We start from the raw sequence: 19,273 nt of genomic DNA, 5'->3' as shown, positions 1-19,273 counted from the left end.
CATGAACCCGATAGCGAAGGTCCGCGAAGCCGTGGCCCACAGCGGCCAACCGGTCCCCGCGCCCCGAACCGAAGACCACGACACGGCCGCAGAAGTTGGAAGCGGTCCGGTGGTCGCCCTGCGCGACGCCGCCGTGCGTGTCGGAGGCCGCACCCTGTGGGCGGGCGTGGACCTTCGCATCGGGCCCGGCGAGTTCACCGCCGTCCTCGGCCCCAACGGGGTCGGCAAGTCCACCATGATCAAGGTCCTGCTCGGCGCGCTGCCTCCCGCAGGCGGCGAGGTCCGGGTCCTCGGCGCTCGTCCGGGGCAGGCCAACGACCGTATCGGCTACCTGCCGCAGCGCCGCAGCTTCGACGCCTCGATGCGCATCCGCGGCCTCGATGTCGTCCGCATGGGCCTGGACGGTGACCGCTGGGGCGTGCCCCTGCCGTTCCCGACCGCCCGCCGCCGGGCCGAGCGTGAACGCGTCGCCGAGGTCATCGAGTTGGTCGGCGCGTCAGGGTATGCGCACCGGCCGATCGGGCAGTGTTCCGGTGGTGAGCAGCAGCGGCTGCTGATCGCGCAGGCGCTGGTCCGCCGCCCCGAACTGCTGCTGCTGGACGAGCCGTTGGACAGTCTGGATCTGCCCAACCAGAGTGCGGTGGCCGCGCTGATCGGCCGGATCTGTCATCAGGAGGGGGTGGCGGTGGTGATGGTCGCCCACGACGTGAACCCGATACTCCACCACCTCGACCGGGTCGTGTACCTGGCCGAGGGCGGCGCAGCCGCCGGCACCCCGCAGGAGATCATCACCTCCGGGACGCTGACGCGGCTCTACGGGACCCCGGTCGAGGTGCTGCGGACCTCCGACGGGCGGTTGGTCGTGGTCGGCCAGCCGGAGGCGCCCGCCGTGCACACCGACCGGCACGGGCCCCCGGGAGGCGGCCATGCTGCTGGCTGACACCGCCGTACCTGCCTGGTCCTGGAACCTCATCGGCGACTTCCAGCAGATGTGGGCGTACCCGTTCATGGTCAACGCCTTCCGCGCGGGGGCGATCACCGCCGTGGTGTCGGCCGTGGTGGGGTGGTTCGTGGTGCTGCGGCGGCAGACGTTCGCCGCGCACACCGTCTCAACGGTCGCCTTCCCCGGCGCGGCCGGGGCGGTTCTGCTGGGGGTCAGCGCGGTCTACGGGTACTTCGCGCTGTGCGTGGCCGCCGCCCTGGTCATCGCGGCCCTGCGAGGCAGCGGAGACCATGAGGAATCCGCGCTCACCGGAACCGTCCAAGCCTTTCTCCTCGCCTCCGGCTTCCTCTTCATCGCCCTGTACAAGGGGCTGTTGGAGGGGCCGCAGACCATTCTGTTCGGTACGTTCCTCGGCATCACCTCGACGCAGGTGACCGTGTTGGCGGGTGTGGGCATCGGGGTGCTCGCGGTGCTGGCGCTCATCGGGCGCCCGTTGCTCTTCGCGTCCATCGACCCTCAGGTCGCCGCCGGACGGGGAGTCCCGGTCCGCGCTCTTTCCGTGCTCTTTCTTGTTCTGCTCGGCGCGGCGACCGCCGAGGCCAGTCAGATCACGGGGACCCTGCTCGTCTTCGCCCTGATGGTCATCCCCGCCGCCACCGCCCAGACCCTCACGGCCCGTCCGGGCCTGAGCCTTGCGCTGGCCGTGTTGCTGGCGTTCGCGGCCACCTGGCTCGGGCTGACCGCCGCCTACTACTCGCCGTACCCGCTGGGCTTCTTCGTGACGTCGTTCGCCTTCGCCGGATACGTCGTCGCCCGGGGCGTGCACGCGCTGCACACGATCCGCGGCCGGATCAAGCCGTCCCTGCCGGCCAAGGAGGTTGCGGCATGACTGATCTGCTGGCCGCATCGCCGCTCGCCCAGCCCTTCTTCCAGCACGCTCTGCTTGCGGGGACCGCCATCGCCGCGGCCTGCGGGCTCGTCGGTTGCTTCCTCGTCCTGCGCGCGCAGGTCTTCACCGGCGACGCGCTCAGCCACGTCGCCTTCACCGGCGCCATGGCCGCCCTCGCCTTCGGCTACGACCTGCGCCTCGGGCTGTTCGCCGCCACCATCGCCGTGGCGCTGCTCTTCGGCACCCTCGGCCGCAAAGCGCGGCCCGATGACGTCGTCATAGGGAGCGTCTTCTCCTGGATCCTGGGCCTGGGAGCCTTCTTCATCACCCTCTATACGACCTCCCGTAGCACCGCCAACGGCACCGCCGGGATCAGCGTGCTGTTCGGCTCGATCTTCGGCATCTCCGCCGGCAGGGCGACCGTGGCGGCTCTGGTAGCCGTCGGCGTCTGCCTGCTGGTACTGCTCATCGCCCGCCCCCTGCTGTTCGCCACCCTCGACGAAGCCGTGGCCGCCGCCCGCGGCGTGCCGGTCCGCCTGCTCGGATACGGCTTCCTCGCCCTGGCCGGCGTCAGCACCGCCGAGGCCACCCAAGCGGTCGGCTCCCTGCTGCTGCTCGGCCTGCTGGCCGCCCCCGCCGGCGCCGCGATCCGGCTCACCGACCGCCCCTACCGGGCCCTCGCCCTCTCCGCCGCACTGGCGGTGCTGGAGATGTGGGCGGGGCTCTTCGCCTCCTACGCGGTCCCCACGATGCCACCGAGCTTCGCCATCATGGCCGCCGCCACCACCGGCTACGCCGCCACCTTCCTGATACGGCGGCCCGCCACCCGTACCCCCACCCCAGCCCCTGCGAGGGCATGAACGAAAGCACGGTGATGGCAAGCAACCGACCGCACACCGCCGCGCCGACGCAGGAAGTGGCGCTGATCGGCCGCCTCACCCAGCAGCGCGCCATCGTGCTGGAGGCCCTCAAGGCGGTGGAAGGCTTCGTCGGCGCCCAGGCCCTGCACAACCGGCTGACCGGCGACGGAACGCCGGTCGGCCTGACCACGGTCTACCGCACCCTGACCGCCTTCGCCGAAGCCGGCCGCGCCGATGTCGTCCGCGACAGCAACGGCGAACGCCTCTTCCGCTACCGTCCCGGCCCCGACCACCGCCACTACCTGATCTGCACCGCATGCGGCCTCAGCCTCCCGGTCGACTCGGAACCCGTCGAGACCTGGGCCGAGAAGATCGCCCGCACCTCCGGCTTCGCGAACGTCCGGCACACCGTCGAGCTCACCGGCCTCTGCCCGGACTGCAACCAGGAGCAGGCGCGCGTGCGATGACGACGCGGGCTCGGGCGGTCAGCGGTGGACCATTGGAAGGCGGTCAGCGGTGGGCCGTAAGAAGTGGGCCAGCAGACCGTAAGAGCTCGCGCAGATAGGCGCGGGGGTACCCGTGACAGCACGGCAGGCACAGGTCAGCCGCTCTGAGCGATGGCGCGCAGGGCGTCGAAGGTCTCCTGTTCGTCTTGCTGGTCCCCGTAGTCGCTGAGTTTCACCACGACGGTCCTGCTTACGGGGTCGACGTAGATGTACTGCCCGTACACGCCGAGGGCGGAGTAGTCCTTGCCATTGCCGCCGGGGGGATGCCACCACTGCGCGGAGTAGCCCCAGCCGTCGACCTTGTGGGGTGCTGGGGTGGCGATGCGCTTGATCCATGCCATGGGGATGATCTGTTTGCCCTGGGCGCGGCCGTTGTTGAGGACGAGTTGGCCGAGCTTGGCGTAGTCGCGGGGGGTGGCGTTGATGCAGCAGTACGCCTTCTCGTGGCCGTTGTCATGGTCGAGGTTCCAGGTGGCGCTGTCCTGTGCTCCCATCGGTGCCCAGATGTTGTCCGCCAGGAGGTCGGCCAGCGGCCGTCCTTGGACCTTGGCCAGGACCTGGCCGAGGAGTTCGGTGTCGATGCTGCGGTAGGCGCCTTGGCTGCCCGGCGGGAACTGCAGGTCGCGATGGTCCTGCGCGAAGGCGGGCAGGTCCCGGGTGAGGTACATCCGGGCGGTGCCGGTCAGCGGGTAGTACTCGTTGTAGTTCTCCGGGACGTCCACACCCGAGGTCATGTCCAGCAGGTCGCGCACCATGATGGCGTCGTAGGCCCCGCCGGTCTTCAGCTGGGGCAGGATGTCGACCAGCCGGTCGTTTTCCCGGAGTCTGCCCTGTTCGATGGCTTGCCCGGCGAGGAGGGACACGACCGACTTGGCAGCCGACCAGGAGGACAGACGGGTGGTGGGGCCCACCCCGTCGCGGTACCACTCGTGAGTCAGCCGGCCATCCCGGAGGACGAGCAAGGCATTGGTGTGGGTGGTCGTCAGGAACTGCTCGACCGGCACCCGCTCGCCCTTCCATGGCACGGTCGCAGGAAGCGACTCGTCGTGGACGGGCAGAGGTGCCGGCGTGGCGGAGGCGGGGACTGTGCGGGTGTCGAACAGGTCGCCCTGCCGCGAGGGCTCGGTGGTCAGCAGTTGGACCAGCCTGGGTGGGGAGGGGATGTCCAGCAGCGCGGTGGCCGTGTAGGAGCCGGCCACCAGCACGCCAAGCGCCACCGGCAGCGCGATGAGGGTGCGCCGTAGTACGCGCCGTGTCCGCGGCTTTGCACAACGCGAGGCGGCCACGGTGCGGTCGGTCGGCTCCACGGCCCGAGTGGTGGGACCGGCAGCGGAAGCGGACCGGGAGCTGGCTGCCGGTTCGGGACCACTGTCCTGGGGGGCTTTCTGGTCCGTGTCGACAGCCTCGTCGGCGGCTTCCGCAGCAGGGCGATGGTCAGACATCGGCGCCGTCCTTGGGAGTGGTGCGGGCGGTTGCGTCGACGGCCAGCCAGAACGCCTCCATCAGCGTCTGGAAGACGGCCTCGTCGTCCTGCGCGGCCAGGTGGGGCAGGTGCGTGGTGATGGCCGGATAGCGCTCGGGGGAGAGGGTGGCGTACGCCCCGGCCCAGGCATGCTCGTCGGCGGCGCGCACCTCCTGCGGGAGCGCGGCATACCCGGCACGCATACCCGCATACGCCAGCACGGTATCGGCGAGCATCCGTTGGTACCGGGCCACACTGCCCGCGTCCAGACCGATCTCCTCCAGCGCCGCGAGCATCGTCTCCATCGCGGCGAACTCGCCCGGGCCGCGGGTGGTCCGGCACGCGACGGCCGCACCGACGTACGGGTGGGCCTCAAAGACCTCCACCAGGGAGCGGGCCAGCTCCTGCAGCGCCTCCCGCGGCCCCAGGCCGTCGGGCACACGCTCCACGGCCATTGCCAGCAGCCGGTCACCCACCGCCAGCAGCAGCGCGTCGCGGTCCGCGAAATGCCGCCAGACCGCCGACCGATCCACGCCCAGTTCCTCCCCCAGAGCCCGTCCGGTCAGCCCGTCCGGCTCCGCCCGCGCCGCGATCCGCACGGCCGCCTCCACGATCAGCTCCGGCGACAACCGCACCGCCCGGCCCTTGCCCACAGCCATGTCCATCCCCCACTCTCGAAATCATCAGCGTTGTCATCAATGATGACAACGCTGGGGTGGGTGGTCAACTCTGGAGTGCGACCACGATGCGGCGACGTTCGGGAAGGGCCTATCAGTCGGACGCCGGCAGTCGAGGCGATCGCTGCCGCCAGCCCAGCGCGACGCTCTGCGATCACCAGGGAGACCTGTGCCCGTTCTTCCGCCATGGCTGACCGAACCGCTGTGGGACCAGTTCTCGGCGCTGCTGCCCCAGCGGCCGCTCCACCACCCGGACCATCCTCTGCGCTGCCACCGTCCGCGCATCAGCGACCCGATCGTGTTCGACAAGCTTTTTGCAGTTGCTGCGGTTCGGCTGCCCCTACGAGGCGATCGCTGACACGACCTGCTCGGCCAGCACCATCCGCAGCCGTCGCGATGAGTGGATCCGCCTGGGCATCTTCAGCCAGTTGAAGCAGATCGCGCTCGACTCCTACGACCGCATCGTCGGCCTGATGCTGGATCAGATCGCCATCGATGGCTCCCTCACCAAGGCCCCCGGCGGCGGCGAGGTCGCCGGGCGTTCCCCGGCCGACGGGGGAAAACAGGGCCTGAAACGCTCCGGCATGACAGACGGCTACGGAACCGCTCGACCGTGTTCTGGCCGGGGCGAACTGTCACTACTCTCCGCTGTTGGCCCCGCCCCTGGACCGCCTCGCGGAACTCGGACCGCTGCCCGACGACATCACGGTGCACCTGAACGCTGGGTACGACTCGAACAAGACCCGCGCCCTGCTCGACGAACGCGGGCTGCACGCTCGGATAGCGCACAAGGGCGAGAAAGCACCGATCCAGTCAAGCCGGCGGTGGCACGTCGAGCGCTCCCACGCCTGGCAGAACGCCTTCCACCGTCTTTCGCGGTGCTGCGAACGCCGCGCCGTCGTGATCGATGCCTTCTTCGACCTTGCGGACACGATCATCACCGTCCGCAGCCTGATCCGACGATCCTGGACCATCCACCGCTGGGACAACCGCCCGAGGCGATGCCAGTAAGCCCACGCCTATCCGCGCGAGTTCTAAGCGGAGCCCTTCACGAAAAGCGGGGTGTAACCCGTCGCGAGCGGCACCGGCTCGCTGCTGCTGTGCAGCAACCGCCCGCGCGGTAGCCGTAGGAGCTGCTGTCCGGCGTTCCTGAGCCGCCACTGCCTTTTGCGGTAGGTCATCGCCGTGCCGTCGGCTCACCCGCAGGTCGCCGAAGTGCGCCCCACCAGTGTGCGCCGTCCGGTTCGGGACCCCTCCCCACGGTATGCCCTTAGAAAGGCCGTGGAACGGACCGAGCGTGGAGGGCTGAGGAATGGGGACGGGTGCGTATCGAACGGGCACGGCCATGGTGGCACTGGACATGGTGGCGGTTGTCTCGGGTTGTGGGTCGGTGAAAGGGGATGAAGGCGTCGGTTCGGTGGAGGGAGCCAAGTCGCCGTCCTCGTCTGCCGTTTCTTCGCCGGGTGGTACCTCGTCCGCAGTGTCCTCCTCACCCTCCGCCTCCCCGTCTTCCTCACCCGCTGCCGGCTCGCCCTCAGCTGACGTCGACGCCTGCTTCGACGGGCGTTGTGAGCTCCTGGTGACGAAGCCGACGCGCATTCCCATCGACAGCCGGTTTGGTGTCGGCTCGCTTGAGGTCACACGCATCACGGTGCGCTCGGTGGTCGTAGAAGCCTCGGGCAACGGCGTGTTCCTGTCCTCATCGGTCAGTGAGGGCGGGACCGGCAGCCTGAACGGGCTGACCTTCCGGGTGAAGGAACTGGGCGATGACAAGGCCGTGCTCGACTTCTTTCCGAAGGCATGAAGGCACAGATGCCTACTGCTGTCCGAGTTGGGCGTCGGCTGAGGTCCCCAACTGCGTGGCCAAGCTGCACAGTCGGGCCGCGGACGGGTCGCCACCCACCGTCAGGTCGACCTCAGTATCGCCGTCCCGGTTGGTGAAGGAGCGGTGGACCACGCTGATCATGCTGGTGTCGTCGCCGTCCGCGTCCGGCTCGACGACGGCGGTGTGTTCGCCGCCGCGGGCGTGCGCGGGGACTTCGAAGTCGTCCAAGGCGGTTGTGAGGGCGGTTGCTGGCACGGTGGTCGAGGTGGGCGAGACGGTTGATGCCGTGCCGGGTCAGGATGCGGTGCACGGTCGAGGTGGGTAGACCCAGGATCGGGCCGATGCGGGCTGGGCCGAGCTTGTGGGTCTGGCGCGGCCGGCACACCTGTGTCTCTGTCTGTGCCGGAGTCCGGTGCGGTGTCGTGCGTGGACGGCTGGACCGGTCGTGCAGACCTGCCTCGCCCTCGGTCCGCCAGCGGCGGACCCACTTGTGGGCCGTGGCTCGGGAGACGTCCATCTCAGCTGCGACATGCGCGATCGGACGGCCTGAGCAGCCACGTTCGATCAGGATTCGTCTGCCGTGAACGGTCAGCCGGGCATTACGGTGGGACATGAAGACCTCCGTGCGGTGAAGACTCGACACCTCCACCACACCGGAGGTCTTCGCCATGATCAAGATCCACAAGTGTCAACAACGCTCGTGATCGATACACCTAGGATCTGCCGAGCCTCACCACATCTCCCGCTCTGTCACCCGCGAGAACGTCGATACGGACGCCGCTGTCCGGGTCCGTGAAGGTCTGGCCGGGCGTGTACGCCGCCAGGTCGAGGCCGGTGCAGTCGGCATGCGGCTTCGCCGACGGGTGGCCGTTCATGACCCGGACCGGTCCCTCGCCGGTCCGGGTCGCGGAGTTGACCTGGTAAATGAGGACGCCGCCCGAGCATGCGTCCCGGTCGTTGCCCTCAGCCCTGCGGGACTCCGCGACGTACGCCGTCGTCTCACCGGTGCGCAATACGGCGATCTTGGTGCCGTCGCGCCGTTCCACCGGGGTCAGGCGCACGGTGCGTCGGCCGGGTGCGGCCAGGCAGGCTACCTGGGCATCACGGGTCCAGCCGAGCTTCCAGGAGTGCCAGCCCAGGTACTGAGGTGCGGGGCCGGCGATGTTGCCCATGACGTCCCAGCCGCCGACGTACTGGTGGGTGGCACTGGTGAAGGAGTACAGGTCGGGCAGGCCGAAGGTGTGGCCGGTCTCGTGGTCGGCGACCTTGGGGCCCCAGCGCCAGAGATCCTGGCCGAAGGTCACGGCCCACTTGATGCGGGTGCCGTCGGCCGTCACCCCGGACGTGGTGGGGTCGTAGAGGTAGGTCGGGGAGAAGGAGATCGCGGAGGCCGCCTTGGTGGGGACGACGTAGACCATGTCGTAGCGAGAGAAGTCCGCGTACGGGTCGGCGGCGGTGATCGCGTCGCGTACGTACTTCTCGTGGGCCTCGAAAGTGAGGCCGCGCCGGAAGCCGTACGAGTCCGCAGTCGCCGGCATGCGGATCCAGCGGTGCAGTGAGGTGAGGGCGAGATGCGTGCGCCCGTAGCTGGCCGTGCGCATCCAGTCGGCGGCGGGGGCGAGTTGAGCCGCGTACTCCTTTGTGGGGCCGGTGGCCTTGGCGTCGGGGAAGTCCACGAACAACGTGAGGACACGCCTGGTTCCGGTGGCGCGCTGGAACTGGGTGTTGTCCGTGTTGTGGCCTTCGTCGGTCCAGCCGGTCCTACCGGGCAGTGCGCAGTCGGTGGCGGGCGAGTGGGGACGCTGGGATGGAGGCGGCGCGGCCGCGTTCGCCGTCGTGAGGGTGGCGAGGCAGGAGGTGAGGGCGAGGGCCGCGGTAAAGGCGCGCAGATGCCTGGGCAGGGGAGGCATGTCACTCCTGTCGGGAGGGAGGAGGGGCGGCGAGAGACGAGCGGACTACGCGCGGCCGGCGGCCAGGTCCATCAGGCGGGCAAGGACGCGGCCGTTCGAGGCGGTGGCGCCGTCGTGCTCCCACTCATTGGTGACCCAGGCGCGGGTGGCACCGACTTCACACGCTGTGCGCAGGGAGAGTCCTGCGTCGACGTACATGTCGTCGTGGTAGACGATCGCGGCCAGGGGGACCTGGTTGGCGGCGAGGCGTTGGGGGTCGTAGAGCGGGGGCCAGTCGGTGCGCTGGGCGAGGAGGTCCGCGGCGTCCGCGAAGGGGCGCAGACCCTTGATCTCGCGGAACATCCAAGGGTAGATCATTTCGCCGGTGAGGAGGAGGGGGTCGGTGTCCTCGGTGAACTCGGGGAAGTCGGTCAGCGACCGGCCAGCGGCCCAGGCGGTCGGGCCGGCCCCCTGCCCGTACAGCGTCTCTTGCATGATGGCGAACAGCGGGTTGTCGGTGAAGCCGGTCAGGGACTCGATCTGGTGGAGAAAGGTGTCGGTCAACTCGCCGTCCGCGTCCAGGGATTCGTCGAGCAGCCAGTGGATGCGCTCGAAGCCGTCGCCCATGCCGAGGGCGAGGCCGAGGGTGCGCAGACGACGGGTGGTGAGGCGGTCGCCGCCGGGCAGCCGGATGTCCCCGGACGCGAGGTGATCGGCGATCTTGCGGAGGCGAGGGGCGTCGTCGGGGTAGCGGGCGTAGAAGTCGAGGACCCGGTCCCGTACGCGCGGATAGGTACGGGCGTACACGTCGTCGGCAGTCGCGGTGAGTCCGGGCAGGCCGCCGGTGACGTAGCAGGCCCGCAGGCCGTCGGGGGCCCGAGAGAGGTAGGTGAGAGTGATGAAGCCCCCGTAGCTCTGGCCGAGCGTCTCCCAGGGTTCCTCGCCGCATAGTTGACTGCGTATCAGCTCCGCATCGGCCACGATCGCGTCGGCGCGGAAGTGGGTCAGATGAGCGGCCAGTTCGGACGGGGAGGTGAATCGGGAGGCCGTGCGGGCGGTGACCGGAGTGGAGCGGCCGGTGCCGCGCTGGTCGAGGAGCAGCACCCGGTGGGTCTTCAGCGCATGGGGCAACCATCCCGGCGAACCCGCCGAAGGGCGGGGCGCCTTGCCGCCGGGGCCGCCCTGCAAGTAGAGCAGCCAGGGCAGTTGGTCGTTGATGCGAGCCGGGTCGACGACCTCGCGCGCGAACACCTGGAGGGGCGGACCGTCCGGAAGGGAGTGGTCCAGGGGGACGGTGAAGACGTGGTCGGTGGTGGCGTAGGCGGGGTTCATGGGGCCCTTTCACGGCGAGGCACGGCGAGCGAAGGGTGGCGGGTGAAGCACCGGTGAGGTGTGACATTGCATCTGAGTGCATACCTCAGCGTGCATCGGCCGTCCGCTTCCGAGGAGCCCTTGCTTGGGCATAGCACGGCGTTATGAGAGCCCGCCCCGCCTCAGAAGCTCATTGCCTCAGGAGGACCGCTTCCCGGTACGCCGCGCCGCTCCCTTGGTTTCGGCCGGGGAGGAGCCACCGCCGCCCGCCCACAGGGAGCGGACGTGGCCCAGGTGCCTGGCCATGCACTTCTCGGCCTTCTTCACGTCGCCCGCGAGCACCAGGTCGAGGAGCTCCAGGTGCTCCTCGGCCGAGGGAATCAGCTCACCGCGCTCGTCGAGGGCGGTGAGCCCGTACAGGCGGGACCGCTTGCGCAGGTCGCCGACGGTCTCGACGAGGCGGTCGTTGCCGGACAGCGCGAGGAGCGAGAGGTGGAACTGCCGGTCGGCCTCCAGATAACCGATGAGGTCGTGGTCACGGGCGGCCCGCACGATCCCCTCGGCGACCGGGCGCAGCGCCTCCAGCTCCTCGTGGGGGGCGGTGCGGGCGACCTGGGCGACCGTGGGGATCTCGATGAGCGCGCGGATCTCGGTGTACTGGTCGAGGTCGCGCTCGGTGACCTCGGTGACCCGGAAGCCCTTGTTGCGGACGGGCTCGACGAGGCCCTCGCGGGCCAGGTCGAGCATCGCCTCGCGCACGGGGGTGGCGGAGATCCCGAAGTCCTCGGCGAGGACCGGCGCCGAGTACACCACGCCCGGACGCAGTTCGCCGGAGACCAGGGCGGCCCGCAGGGCGTGGCTCACCTGGTCGCGCAGCCGCTCCCGGCCGACGTTGAGGTCGCGGTGCTTCAGGTGCCCCATGGCGCTCGTGGTCCCTTCGGTCTGGTACGGACCACCAACGTACGATGTCACGTTGCCCCGGAGGGCGACAGGGTATGGGTCCGGGTGGAGTTGTAGAACTCCAGCGCCGCCCGGCCCTGTTCACGCGGCCCGTGGCTGGACGCCTTGGTGCCGCCGAACGGCAGGTGGAAGTCGACACCGGTGGACGGTGCGTTGAACCGGATCATTCCGGTGTCGAGCCGGTCGAGTCCGCACAGCGCCGCGTCCAGATCGGCGGTGTGAACCGAGGTGACCAGGCCGTACGGCACGGAGTTGGTGATGCGTACGGCATGGGCGAGGTCGTCGGCGGGCAGCAGGACGGCGAGGGGGCCGATCTCTTCGCGCAGCAGGCGGTGCCCCGGGGGGACCTCGACCAGGGTCGGGGCCGGGTACCAGCCGGGTCCGCCGGGCACTGTTCCGCCGGCCGCCGGGCTCAGGCCCCGCCAGGCGTCGCTGACCTGATCGCGGGCCGCTTCGTCGATGAGCGGCCCGGTGAGCGGGGAACGCGGCGGGTGCGTGGGCCCGCCGCGCCGCCCGACGATGTCCATCGACAGCTTGATGGCCTGGACGAACTCCGTCTTGGAGTCCCAGCGCAGCAAAGAGTGCAAGGGACTTGTAGAGCGGACGGGCTGTGGTCAGGTCGCCGGCGACAGCGGCCTGGTACAGGGTCGCGCAGGGGCGGGGGAGGCGTTGGGGTATCCGGCGATCCAGCCGACGGCACCGGCGACGGCGAGTTCGAGCAGGACGTCGTCGGCGCCGATCAGCAGATCGAACTCCGGGGCTCGGTCGGCGATCTCGTAGGCCCTGCGGACGTCGCCGGTGAACTCCTTCACGGCGACGATGCTGCCGTCCTGGTGGAGCCGGGCCAGCGTGCCGGGGGCGAGGTCGACCTTGGTGTCGATGGGGTTGTTGTACGCGACGACCGGCACCCCGGCGCGGGCGACCTCGGAGTAGTGGGCGCGCACGCCCGACTCGCCGGCCCGGTAGGCGGCGGCCGATGAGTTCTCCCATCCACTCCTCGATCGCGTCCGGCGTACGCGGCAGCGCACCCGACATCAGCCGTGCGCCCTCCGCCGTGACGATCGGGTCGTCCTCGATACGCACACCGATGCCGCGCAGCTCGGCCGGGAGCGACTCGTCGTAGGGCTGGAGGTAGGGACCGGGCTCGACCGTGAGCACCTGCCCCTCTTCCAACACCCCGTCGAGATACGCCGACGCGCGCCCGGGCACAGTCATGGACGTCCAGGCCGAGCATGTGCCCGCGGCTGCACAGGGTGTAGCGGCGATGGGGGTCGCCGTCGGCGCTCTTCAGTACACCCCAGCCGGCGAGCCCTTCGGTGATCACCCGCACGCAGCAGATGACCGAGGTCCAGGGGGGCCGTCGTTGCGGATCCAGTGGAGCACGCAGGCGTGAGCCTCGGAGGCGGTGATCGTCTAGCGGTGGTCGCAGTTGTTGGAGCGGACCGCGAGCCCGCCCGCGGGGATGATCAGCCGCTCGCCCGGAAAGCGGGCGGAGAGGCGGGCACGGCGGGCCGGGGTCAGCTCGGCGGCCGGGATCCGGATGTCACCGGGCGGTGGCGCCGCGGCTCAGCGACCGGACACGAATGCGGCAAGTTCCACCGAGACCGGGAGGTCATGACTTGCCGTACGGATTCCGGAAGTTGCGGTGGTTCCGGCGTCCATGGAGTAGTCCATGGCAGCAGCCCCTCGGGCACGGGTGGGTAACGAAGACACCGACGCCTTGTCAGTGCAATTTCACATTACTATGTTATTGGCCACATCCCAGCTCGCTGCCCTCTCCTTCCTCTCAGCCGTCCGACTGCTTCGGGAGTGACCACCCATGGACAAGCGCACCTCTACCGCCCTGGCCACCGCATTGTCGGCCGCCCTCGCCCTCGGCGCGGCCGGCTGCTCCGGCGGGCAGCACGCGGACGACGCCGGCGGCCGCCAGAACCCCGCAACGGCCAACAACGGCCGGGTGGTTGGCGGGACACCGCAGAAGGGCGGCACCCTCACCGTCCTGTCCGACGAGGACTTCACCCATCTCGACCCGGCCCGTAACTGGGTGGTGAACAGCATGGATTTCGGGACCCGGCTGCTCTACCGCACCCTGGTGTCGTACAAGGCGGCACCAGGAACCGCCGGCAGCGAGCTGGTCCCCGACCTGGCGACCGACCTCGGCACACCCTCCAACGGCGCCAAGACCTGGACCTTCCACCTCAAACCCGGGATCGAGTACGAGGACGGGACGCCGGTCACCGCCCAGGACATCAAGTACAACGTGGAGCGGTCCTTCTCCCCGGACCTGCCCGGCGGCGCGGACTACGCGGCCCGCTACCTCAAGGACGCCACGGGATACCAGGGCCCGGCCAACGGCAAGCACCTGGACTCCGTCAAGACACCGGACGACAGGACCATCGTCTTCGAACTGCGCAGACCTTTCGCCGAGTTCCCCAACGCGACGGTGCTGCCCACCTTCGCCCCGGTGCCGAAGGCGAAGGACACCGGGCCCCAGTACGACAACCGGCCGTTCTCCTCGGGCCCGTACAAGATCGAGACGTACCAGCGCGACAAGAAGCTGGTCCTGGTCCGCAACCCCCACTGGGACCCCAGGACAGACACGATACGCAAGGCGTACCCGGACAAGATGGTCATGGTCATGGGGCTCAAGCCCAATCAGATCGACGACCGGATGATCGCCGGCCAGGGCGCGGACGCCTCCGCCGTCCCGTGGTACGCGCTGCGACCGGAGAGCGCGGCCAAGGTCCTGCCCAGAGCCGACGTGCGAAAGCGACTGCTGGCCGAGTCGATGAACTGCACCGACATGGTGCAGATGCACACCGGGCGGGCCCCTTTCAACAATGTGAAGGTCCGCCAGGCCGTGCAGTACGCCCTCGACAAGGAGACCGTGATCACCGCCTCCGGCGGTCCCGCCTTCAACGACGCGTCCACCGCGTACATGCCCGCCGCGCTTTTCGGCGGCAAGCAGCCCGACACCCTGAAGATCCCCGCCACCGGAGATGCGGACAAGGCCAAGCAGTTGCTGAAGGAGGCCGGCAAGGCGAACGGTTTCACCACCAAGATGACGGTCTCCAACGGTGACAAGGGACGGGCCGAGGCGGTCCAGGAGGCGCTCGCCAAGGCCGGTATCAAGGTCACCATCGAGACGGTCGACCCGTCCGCGTTCTACGCCACCATCGGCGACACCACCAACCGCACCGACATGGTCTACACGGGCTGGTGCCCGGACTACCCGTCCGGCTCCACCTTCCTGCCCTTCGTCTTCGACGGCCGCTACATCAAGGAGAAGGGCAACTCGGGCAACCACTCCCTCTTCCGTGACCGGCCGACCATGAAGCGGATGGACGAGATCGCCGCGATGACCGACGCCGAGAAGGCGACCGCGGCCTGGCGGAAGCTGGACGGCGAGATCCTCGCCAAGGCCCCGGCCGTACCCGTCCTGGTACGGCGCTGGCCACTGGTGGTGGGGACCAACATCGCGGGCGCATACGGGCAGACCTCCTTCGGCGGCCAGCTCGACTACGCCTCGGTCGGCCTCAAGGACCCCGCCAAGAGCGAAGGTTGAGGAGCACCCCGCCATGGCAACCACCTCCACCATCGCCCCGGCGGGCAGCGGCCCCTGGCAGCTCGCCCGGCAGCAGCTGCGCCGACGCGCCTCCGTGAAGATCTCCCTCGTCGTGATCGCCCTCTTCGCGATCATGGCGGTGGCCGCCCCGCTGCTGAGCAGGCTGGGCGGCTGGTCACCCGAGGAGTTCGACAAGACCGCGGTCGACCCCTACCTGGGCGGGCTGCCCATCGGTCCGCTCGGCGGGATCTCCGCCGACCACTGGCTCGGGGTCGAACCCGTCACCGGCCGCGATCTGTTCGCCCGGGTCGTGCACGGCGCCCAGGTCTCCCTGCTCATCGCCTTCGCCGCCACCGCGATCGTCGTCGTCGCCGGCACGGCGGCCGGGATCGCGGCCGGCTACTTCGGCGGCCGCACCGACGCGGTGCTCTCCCGGCTGATGGACCTCACCATGTCCTTCCCGTCCCTCATCTTCATGATCGCGATGATGTCGGTGGCCCGGGACGTCAACCGGATCGTGCTGATGACCGCCGTGATCGGACTCTTCGGCTGGCCCGGCATCGCCCGCGTGGTGCGCGGCCAGACACTCTCGCTCAAGCACCGTGAGTACGTCGACGCCGCCCGTGTCGGCGGCTCCGGCCCCTGGCGGATCCTCACCCGCGACGTCCTCCCGGGCATCGCCGGGCCCGTCATCGCGTACACCACCCTGATCATCCCGGGGATGATCGCCACCGAGGCGGCCCTGAGCTACCTGGGCGTCGGCGTCCGTCCGCCCACCCCCTCCTGGGGCCAGATGATCGCCGAGAGCGTCGCCTTCTACGACACCGACCCCATGTACTTCGTCATCCCCAGCACCTGCCTCTTCCTCACCGTGCTCGCGTTCACGCTGCTCGGCGACACGTTGCGGGACGTCCTGGACCCGAGGGGAAGCCGCACATGATCCGCTACACCGGGCGTCGGCTGCTCAGCGTGATCGGCGTCCTGATCGCCGTCGCCGCCATCACCTTCATCATCTTCTACGTCCTGCCGTCCGACCCGGCGGCCGCGGCCTGCGGCAAGTCGTGCAGCTCCGAGCGGCTGGCGGCGATCCGTGCGCACATGGGTCTCGACCAGCCACTGTGGCGGCAGTTCGGCGACTTCGTCACGGGCATCTTCACCGGCCGCACCATGGGCAGCGGCCAGTACACGCTGCACTGCCACTTCCCGTGCCTGGGCTACTCCTACGAGAACAGCGAGGCCGTCTGGGACCTGCTGGTGGACCGTCTGCCGGTCTCCGTCTCGCTGGCCTTCGGCGCCGCCGTGATCTGGCTGGTCCTCGGGCTGTCCACAGGGGTCGTCGCGGCCCTGCGCAAGGACACCTTCACGGACCGCGCGCTGATGGTCGGCGCCGTGGCCGCCGCTTCCCTGCCGGTCTACTTCACCTCGATGATGCTGATCTACGGGGTGATCCGGATCGCGGGGCTGCTGCCCTATCCGAGTTATGTGCCCTTCGGCGACAACCCATTGGGCTGGGCGTCGAACCTGTTGCTGCCCTGGCTGGCGCTGGCCATCCTGTACGCGGCGATGTACGCGCGGCAGAGCCGCAGTTCGATGATCGAGACGATGGCGGAACCGTACATCCGCACCGCCCGCGCCAAGGGCCTGCCGCGCCGGACGGTCGTGATCAAACACGGCCTGCGGGCCGGCATGACCCCGATCCTGACCATTTTCGGCATGGATCTGGGCGGACTCCTCGCCGGCGCGGTGATCACCGAGTCCATCTTCGGGCTCCCCGGCATCGGACGGCTCTTCTACGGTGCGCTCTCCAGCGGCGACCAACCGGTGATCCTCGGAGTGACGCTGCTGGCGGCCACCTTCATCGTCATCGCCAACCTGGCCGTCGACCTGCTGTATGCCGTCGTGGACCCGCGAGTGAGGTACTGATGATCACCCCCGAACCCGTGCTCTCCGTACGGGACTTGACGGTCACCTTCGCGACCCCACGCGGTCCGGTACGCGCCGTGGACGGCCTCGGCTTCGAGGTGCGGCGGGGAGAGACCCTCGGCATCGTCGGCGAGTCGGGCTCCGGCAAGTCCGTCACTTCTCTGGCCGTGATGGGGCTGCACACCGGCGCCTCGGTCACCGGCTCCATCACCCTGGGCGGCCAGGAGCTGACCGGCCTGCCGGAGCGCGAGCTGAACCGGCTGCGCGGCCGGAAGATGGCGATGATCTTCCAAGATCCGCTCTCCAGCCTCCATCCGTACTACACCGTGGGCGAACAGATAGCAGAGCACCACCGCGTGCACCTCGGCAGCGGCAGAAGGGCCGCCCGTGAGCGGGCCGTGGAGGCGCTGGCCGAGGTCGGCATCCCCGAGCCGCGGCGCCGGGCGCGCGAATACCCGCATCAGTTCTCCGGCGGCATGCGCCAGCGCGTGATGATCGCCATGGCCCTGGTCTGCGAACCCGAACTGCTCATCGCGGACGAACCGACCACCGCCCTGGACGTCACCGTCCAGGCGCAGATCCTGGAGCTCATCGCCCGGCTCCAGGAGGAGCGGGGTCTGGCTGTCGTCATGATCACGCACGATCTCGGCGTGATTGCCCGCGTCGCCCACGACGTCCTCGTGATGTACGGGGGCAGGTCCGTCGAACGGGCCGACGTGGGCACCCTGTTCGCGACACCGGCCCACCCCTACACCCGCGCCCTGCTCGACTCCCTGCCCCGCCTCGACGACAGCGACGACGAACCGCTGCGGGCGATCACCGGCAGCCCGCCGTCCCTGCTCACCCCGGCCCCCGGCTGCGCGTTCGCGCCCCGCTGTCCCCGGATCGCCGGCGCGGCCGCCGAGGAGCGCGCCCGCTGCGAGAGCGAACTCCCCCTCCTCGACGGCCCGGCCGGGCATCCGGCCGCCTGTCACTTCCCCACGTACGAAGGCGTGATCTCATGACATCCGCTGAACCCCTGCTGTCGGTACGGGACTTGACCATGACGTTCCCCGGGCGACGGCGGGCCGCTGCCCCGGTCCGGGCCGTCGACGGCATCACCTTCGATGTGGCGGCGGGTGAGACGCTGGGACTGGTCGGAGAATCCGGGTGCGGCAAGTCCACCACCGGCCGCCTGATCGTCCGCCTTCTGGAGCCCACCGCCGGCTCCGTCACCTACGACGGTCGCGACATCAGCCACCTGTCGCAGCGCGAACTGAAGCCGCTCCGCAAGGACCTGCAGATGGTCTTCCAGGATCCGCACTCCTCCCTCAACCCGCGTCAGACAGTGGCTCGGATCATCGCCGATCCGCTGCTGGTGCAGGGCAGTCCGGCGGCCGACGCCCGCGAGCGCGCCGCCGAACTGATGGAGCTGGTGGGGCTCATCCCCGAGCACATCGACCGCTATCCCCACGAGTTCTCCGGCGGTCAGGCCCAGCGCATCGGCATCGCCCGCGCGCTGGCCACCGGCCCCCGCCTGGTCGTCGCCGACGAACCGGTCTCCGCCCTCGACGTCTCGGTCCAGGCCCAGATCGTCAACCTGATGGAGCGGTTGCAGCACGAACTCGGCCTGGCCTACCTCTTCATCGCCCACGACCTGGCAGTCGTCAAGCGGGTGTGCGACCGGGTCGCCGTGATGTACCTGGGCCGAATCGTCGAGACCGGCCCGAAGAAAGAGGTGTACACCGCCCCGGCCCACCCGTACACGCGCGCGCTGCTGTCGGCCGTACCCCTGCCCGACCCGGCCGCCGAACGGGCCCGCGAGCGGATCACCCTGCTCGGCGACCCTTCCCCAAGCTCTCAGCTTCGTTCGAGCCGGGGAGACCCCAATCGCCCGGCCGCTCTCCCGCTGGGCTGCACCTTCCGCCCGCGCTGTCCCAATGCCCAGGGGATCTGCCGCACCGACACTCCCGCGCTGCGCGCGGTGGTGCCGGGCGCGGCGCGGCAGGTGGCGTGCCACTTCCCCGAAGCTGCCTGAAGCGACCCGAGCACGGTTGTGGCCCGGCTCACGGAGGGGTGAGCCGGGGCACAACTTCCCTCGTCAGGCTACGATTTGGTGATCCGCACGGTCTCGCCGTACCCGTCAGCGCTCAGCACGTCGATACGGACACCTGCTGCGGAATCGGTGAATGACTCACCGGCCCGGTACGGGGCGTCGTCCAGTGCGCGACAGCCCGACGCCGGGGTGGCACCCGGCTTGGCGTCCATCACCCGGATCGGACCTTCACCGGTCTTCGCGGAGGAGTCGACCTTGTAGACCAGCGTGCCGGTGGAGCAGAGGTCCGAATCCGCCTGGACGGCCCGCCGACCTTGGTCAGCCCCGTCGCGCGGGCGGCGGCGCCGGAAGAAGCGCTCCATCGCTGACCTCGCCCGGGGCCGGCGCCGGGCGGGCGAGCAGGTGCAGACGCGTCTCGGGGGACCTCA

At 69.7% G+C, this 19,273-nt stretch carries 17 protein-coding genes and 5 pseudogenes; 11 read left to right on the top strand and 11 right to left on the bottom strand.

Annotated elements, in window-relative coordinates; genetic code table 11:
• Window position 1: 1 nt before the first annotated feature.
• The 4 genes from ACFVT2_RS13845 to ACFVT2_RS13830 are packed head-to-tail and all read left to right on the top strand — an operon-like array spanning window position 2 to window position 3,159.
• Window positions 2-940 (top strand): metal ABC transporter ATP-binding protein, encoded by a 939-nt coding sequence (locus ACFVT2_RS13845; RefSeq protein WP_390016428.1) that lies wholly within the window; start codon window positions 2-4, stop codon window positions 938-940.
• Window positions 927-1,832, top strand: a complete 906-nt coding sequence (locus ACFVT2_RS13840) for a metal ABC transporter permease (protein WP_390016425.1) — start codon at window positions 927-929, stop codon at window positions 1,830-1,832. Before ACFVT2_RS13845 ends, ACFVT2_RS13840 begins: the two co-directional genes overlap by 14 nt.
• The gene (locus ACFVT2_RS13835) at window positions 1,829-2,692 is read left to right on the top strand and encodes a metal ABC transporter permease (protein ID WP_390016422.1); all 864 of its coding nucleotides are present in this window, start codon (window positions 1,829-1,831) and stop codon (window positions 2,690-2,692) included. The genes ACFVT2_RS13840 and ACFVT2_RS13835 overlap by 4 nt, the downstream gene beginning before the upstream one ends.
• Window positions 2,693-2,706: 14 nt before the next feature.
• Window positions 2,707-3,159, top strand: coding sequence for a Fur family transcriptional regulator (locus ACFVT2_RS13830; protein ID WP_390016419.1), 453 nt, complete (start codon window positions 2,707-2,709; stop codon window positions 3,157-3,159).
• Window positions 3,160-3,293: 134 nt separating this feature from the next.
• On the opposite strand, the gene ACFVT2_RS13825 is transcribed toward ACFVT2_RS13830, so the two are convergent.
• A complete protein-coding gene (locus ACFVT2_RS13825) occupies window positions 3,294-4,505 on the bottom strand; it encodes a serine hydrolase domain-containing protein (protein ID WP_390016417.1) in 1,212 nt (403 codons plus the stop codon).
• A gap of 127 nt (window positions 4,506-4,632) precedes the next feature.
• Window positions 4,633-5,319: a TetR/AcrR family transcriptional regulator gene (locus tag ACFVT2_RS13820; protein WP_390016414.1), complete on the bottom strand. Its 687-nt coding sequence runs from the start codon at window positions 5,317-5,319 to the stop codon at window positions 4,633-4,635.
• Between the two features lie 187 nt (window positions 5,320-5,506).
• Here ACFVT2_RS13820 and ACFVT2_RS13815 point away from each other — a divergent pair.
• Window positions 5,507-6,348: pseudogene (locus tag ACFVT2_RS13815) on the top strand (IS5 family transposase).
• 29 nt (window positions 6,349-6,377) lie between these two features.
• Here the strand turns inward: ACFVT2_RS13815 and ACFVT2_RS13810 are convergent.
• Window positions 6,378-6,546, bottom strand: a pseudogene (locus tag ACFVT2_RS13810) (FHA domain-containing protein); the annotation flags it as partial.
• A 370-nt stretch (window positions 6,547-6,916) separates the two neighbouring features.
• On the opposite strand from ACFVT2_RS13810, the gene ACFVT2_RS13805 reads away from it, so the two are divergent.
• Complete coding sequence (locus ACFVT2_RS13805) at window positions 6,917-7,141, top strand: hypothetical protein (protein ID WP_390016411.1); 225 nt, start codon at window positions 6,917-6,919, stop codon at window positions 7,139-7,141.
• Window positions 7,142-7,153: 12 nt separating this feature from the next.
• On the opposite strand, the gene ACFVT2_RS13800 is transcribed toward ACFVT2_RS13805, so the two are convergent.
• From ACFVT2_RS13800 to ACFVT2_RS13770, 7 genes and pseudogenes are all read right to left on the bottom strand, one after another.
• Window positions 7,154-7,417 (bottom strand): hypothetical protein, encoded by a 264-nt coding sequence (locus ACFVT2_RS13800; RefSeq protein ID WP_390016503.1) that lies wholly within the window; start codon window positions 7,415-7,417, stop codon window positions 7,154-7,156.
• Window positions 7,359-7,775 (bottom strand): annotated as a pseudogene (locus ACFVT2_RS13795) (helix-turn-helix domain-containing protein); the annotation flags it as partial. The gene ACFVT2_RS13800 and the pseudogene ACFVT2_RS13795, both read right to left, overlap by 59 nt.
• 100 nt (window positions 7,776-7,875) lie before the next feature.
• Complete coding sequence (locus ACFVT2_RS13790; protein ID WP_390016409.1) at window positions 7,876-9,072, bottom strand: M6 family metalloprotease domain-containing protein; 1,197 nt, start codon at window positions 9,070-9,072, stop codon at window positions 7,876-7,878.
• Between the two features lie 45 nt (window positions 9,073-9,117).
• Window positions 9,118-10,383 carry an alpha/beta fold hydrolase gene (locus ACFVT2_RS13785; protein WP_390016406.1) on the bottom strand — a complete coding sequence of 422 codons (1,266 nt, stop codon included), beginning with the start codon at window positions 10,381-10,383 and terminating at the stop codon, window positions 9,118-9,120.
• Window positions 10,384-10,560: 177 nt separating this feature from the next.
• Window positions 10,561-11,283: a GntR family transcriptional regulator gene (locus ACFVT2_RS13780; RefSeq protein WP_390016403.1), complete on the bottom strand. Its 723-nt coding sequence runs from the start codon at window positions 11,281-11,283 to the stop codon at window positions 10,561-10,563.
• Between the two features lie 47 nt (window positions 11,284-11,330).
• Window positions 11,331-12,290, bottom strand: a pseudogene (locus ACFVT2_RS13775) (aldehyde dehydrogenase family protein); the annotation flags it as partial.
• 7 nt (window positions 12,291-12,297) lie between these two features.
• A pseudogene (locus ACFVT2_RS13770) lies at window positions 12,298-12,735 on the bottom strand (M24 family metallopeptidase); the annotation flags it as partial.
• A gap of 406 nt (window positions 12,736-13,141) precedes the next feature.
• Between ACFVT2_RS13770 and ACFVT2_RS13765 the strand changes: the two are divergent.
• The 5 genes from ACFVT2_RS13765 to ACFVT2_RS13745 are packed head-to-tail and all read left to right on the top strand — an operon-like array spanning window position 13,142 to window position 18,827.
• Window positions 13,142-14,887: an ABC transporter substrate-binding protein gene (locus ACFVT2_RS13765; protein ID WP_390016400.1), complete on the top strand. Its 1,746-nt coding sequence runs from the start codon at window positions 13,142-13,144 to the stop codon at window positions 14,885-14,887.
• Window positions 14,888-14,900: 13 nt separating this feature from the next.
• Complete coding sequence (locus tag ACFVT2_RS13760) at window positions 14,901-15,827, top strand: ABC transporter permease (protein WP_390016397.1); 927 nt, start codon at window positions 14,901-14,903, stop codon at window positions 15,825-15,827.
• The gene (locus ACFVT2_RS13755) at window positions 15,824-16,810 is read left to right on the top strand and encodes an ABC transporter permease (RefSeq protein ID WP_390016394.1); all 987 of its coding nucleotides are present in this window, start codon (window positions 15,824-15,826) and stop codon (window positions 16,808-16,810) included. The genes ACFVT2_RS13760 and ACFVT2_RS13755 overlap by 4 nt, the downstream gene beginning before the upstream one ends.
• The gene (locus ACFVT2_RS13750) at window positions 16,810-17,814 is read left to right on the top strand and encodes an ABC transporter ATP-binding protein (protein ID WP_390016391.1); all 1,005 of its coding nucleotides are present in this window, start codon (window positions 16,810-16,812) and stop codon (window positions 17,812-17,814) included. Before ACFVT2_RS13755 ends, ACFVT2_RS13750 begins: the two co-directional genes overlap by 1 nt.
• A complete protein-coding gene (locus tag ACFVT2_RS13745) occupies window positions 17,811-18,827 on the top strand; it encodes an ABC transporter ATP-binding protein (protein WP_390016389.1) in 1,017 nt (338 codons plus the stop codon). Before ACFVT2_RS13750 ends, ACFVT2_RS13745 begins: the two co-directional genes overlap by 4 nt.
• 68 nt (window positions 18,828-18,895) lie before the next feature.
• On the opposite strand, the gene ACFVT2_RS13740 is transcribed toward ACFVT2_RS13745, so the two are convergent.
• Entirely contained in the window at window positions 18,896-19,207 is a 312-nt protein-coding gene (locus ACFVT2_RS13740) for a hypothetical protein (protein WP_390016386.1), read from the bottom strand.
• Between the last annotated feature and the right edge of the window lie 66 nt (window positions 19,208-19,273).

Source organism: Streptomyces sp. NPDC058000 (assembly GCF_042886435.1).
Lineage (GTDB): Bacteria > Actinomycetota > Actinomycetes > Streptomycetales > Streptomycetaceae > Streptomyces.
The sequence above is the reverse complement of the archived record's forward strand: the minus strand, read 5'-3'. Positions and strand labels throughout refer to the sequence as shown.

Bases quoted from the DNA above. Each gene is read 5' to 3' on its own strand.
- ACFVT2_RS13785 (WP_390016406.1), bottom strand. From the start codon at position 10,383: ATGAACCCCGCCTACGCCACCACCGACCACGTCTTCACCGTCCCCCTG.
- ACFVT2_RS13740 (WP_390016386.1), bottom strand. From the start codon at position 19,207: ATGGAGCGCTTCTTCCGGCGCCGCCGCCCGCGCGACGGGGCTGACCAA.
- ACFVT2_RS13760 (WP_390016397.1), top strand. From the start codon at position 14,901: ATGGCAACCACCTCCACCATCGCCCCGGCGGGCAGCGGCCCCTGGCAG.
- ACFVT2_RS13790 (WP_390016409.1), bottom strand. From the start codon at position 9,072: ATGCCTCCCCTGCCCAGGCATCTGCGCGCCTTTACCGCGGCCCTCGCC.
- ACFVT2_RS13820 (WP_390016414.1), bottom strand. From the start codon at position 5,319: ATGGCTGTGGGCAAGGGCCGGGCGGTGCGGTTGTCGCCGGAGCTGATC.
- ACFVT2_RS13835 (WP_390016422.1), top strand. From the start codon at position 1,829: ATGACTGATCTGCTGGCCGCATCGCCGCTCGCCCAGCCCTTCTTCCAG.
- ACFVT2_RS13765 (WP_390016400.1), top strand. From the start codon at position 13,142: ATGGACAAGCGCACCTCTACCGCCCTGGCCACCGCATTGTCGGCCGCC.
- ACFVT2_RS13745 (WP_390016389.1), top strand. From the start codon at position 17,811: ATGACATCCGCTGAACCCCTGCTGTCGGTACGGGACTTGACCATGACG.
- ACFVT2_RS13845 (WP_390016428.1), top strand. From the start codon at position 2: ATGAACCCGATAGCGAAGGTCCGCGAAGCCGTGGCCCACAGCGGCCAA.
- ACFVT2_RS13780 (WP_390016403.1), bottom strand. From the start codon at position 11,283: ATGGGGCACCTGAAGCACCGCGACCTCAACGTCGGCCGGGAGCGGCTG.
- ACFVT2_RS13830 (WP_390016419.1), top strand. From the start codon at position 2,707: ATGGCAAGCAACCGACCGCACACCGCCGCGCCGACGCAGGAAGTGGCG.
- ACFVT2_RS13755 (WP_390016394.1), top strand. From the start codon at position 15,824: ATGATCCGCTACACCGGGCGTCGGCTGCTCAGCGTGATCGGCGTCCTG.
- ACFVT2_RS13840 (WP_390016425.1), top strand. From the start codon at position 927: ATGCTGCTGGCTGACACCGCCGTACCTGCCTGGTCCTGGAACCTCATC.
- ACFVT2_RS13750 (WP_390016391.1), top strand. From the start codon at position 16,810: ATGATCACCCCCGAACCCGTGCTCTCCGTACGGGACTTGACGGTCACC.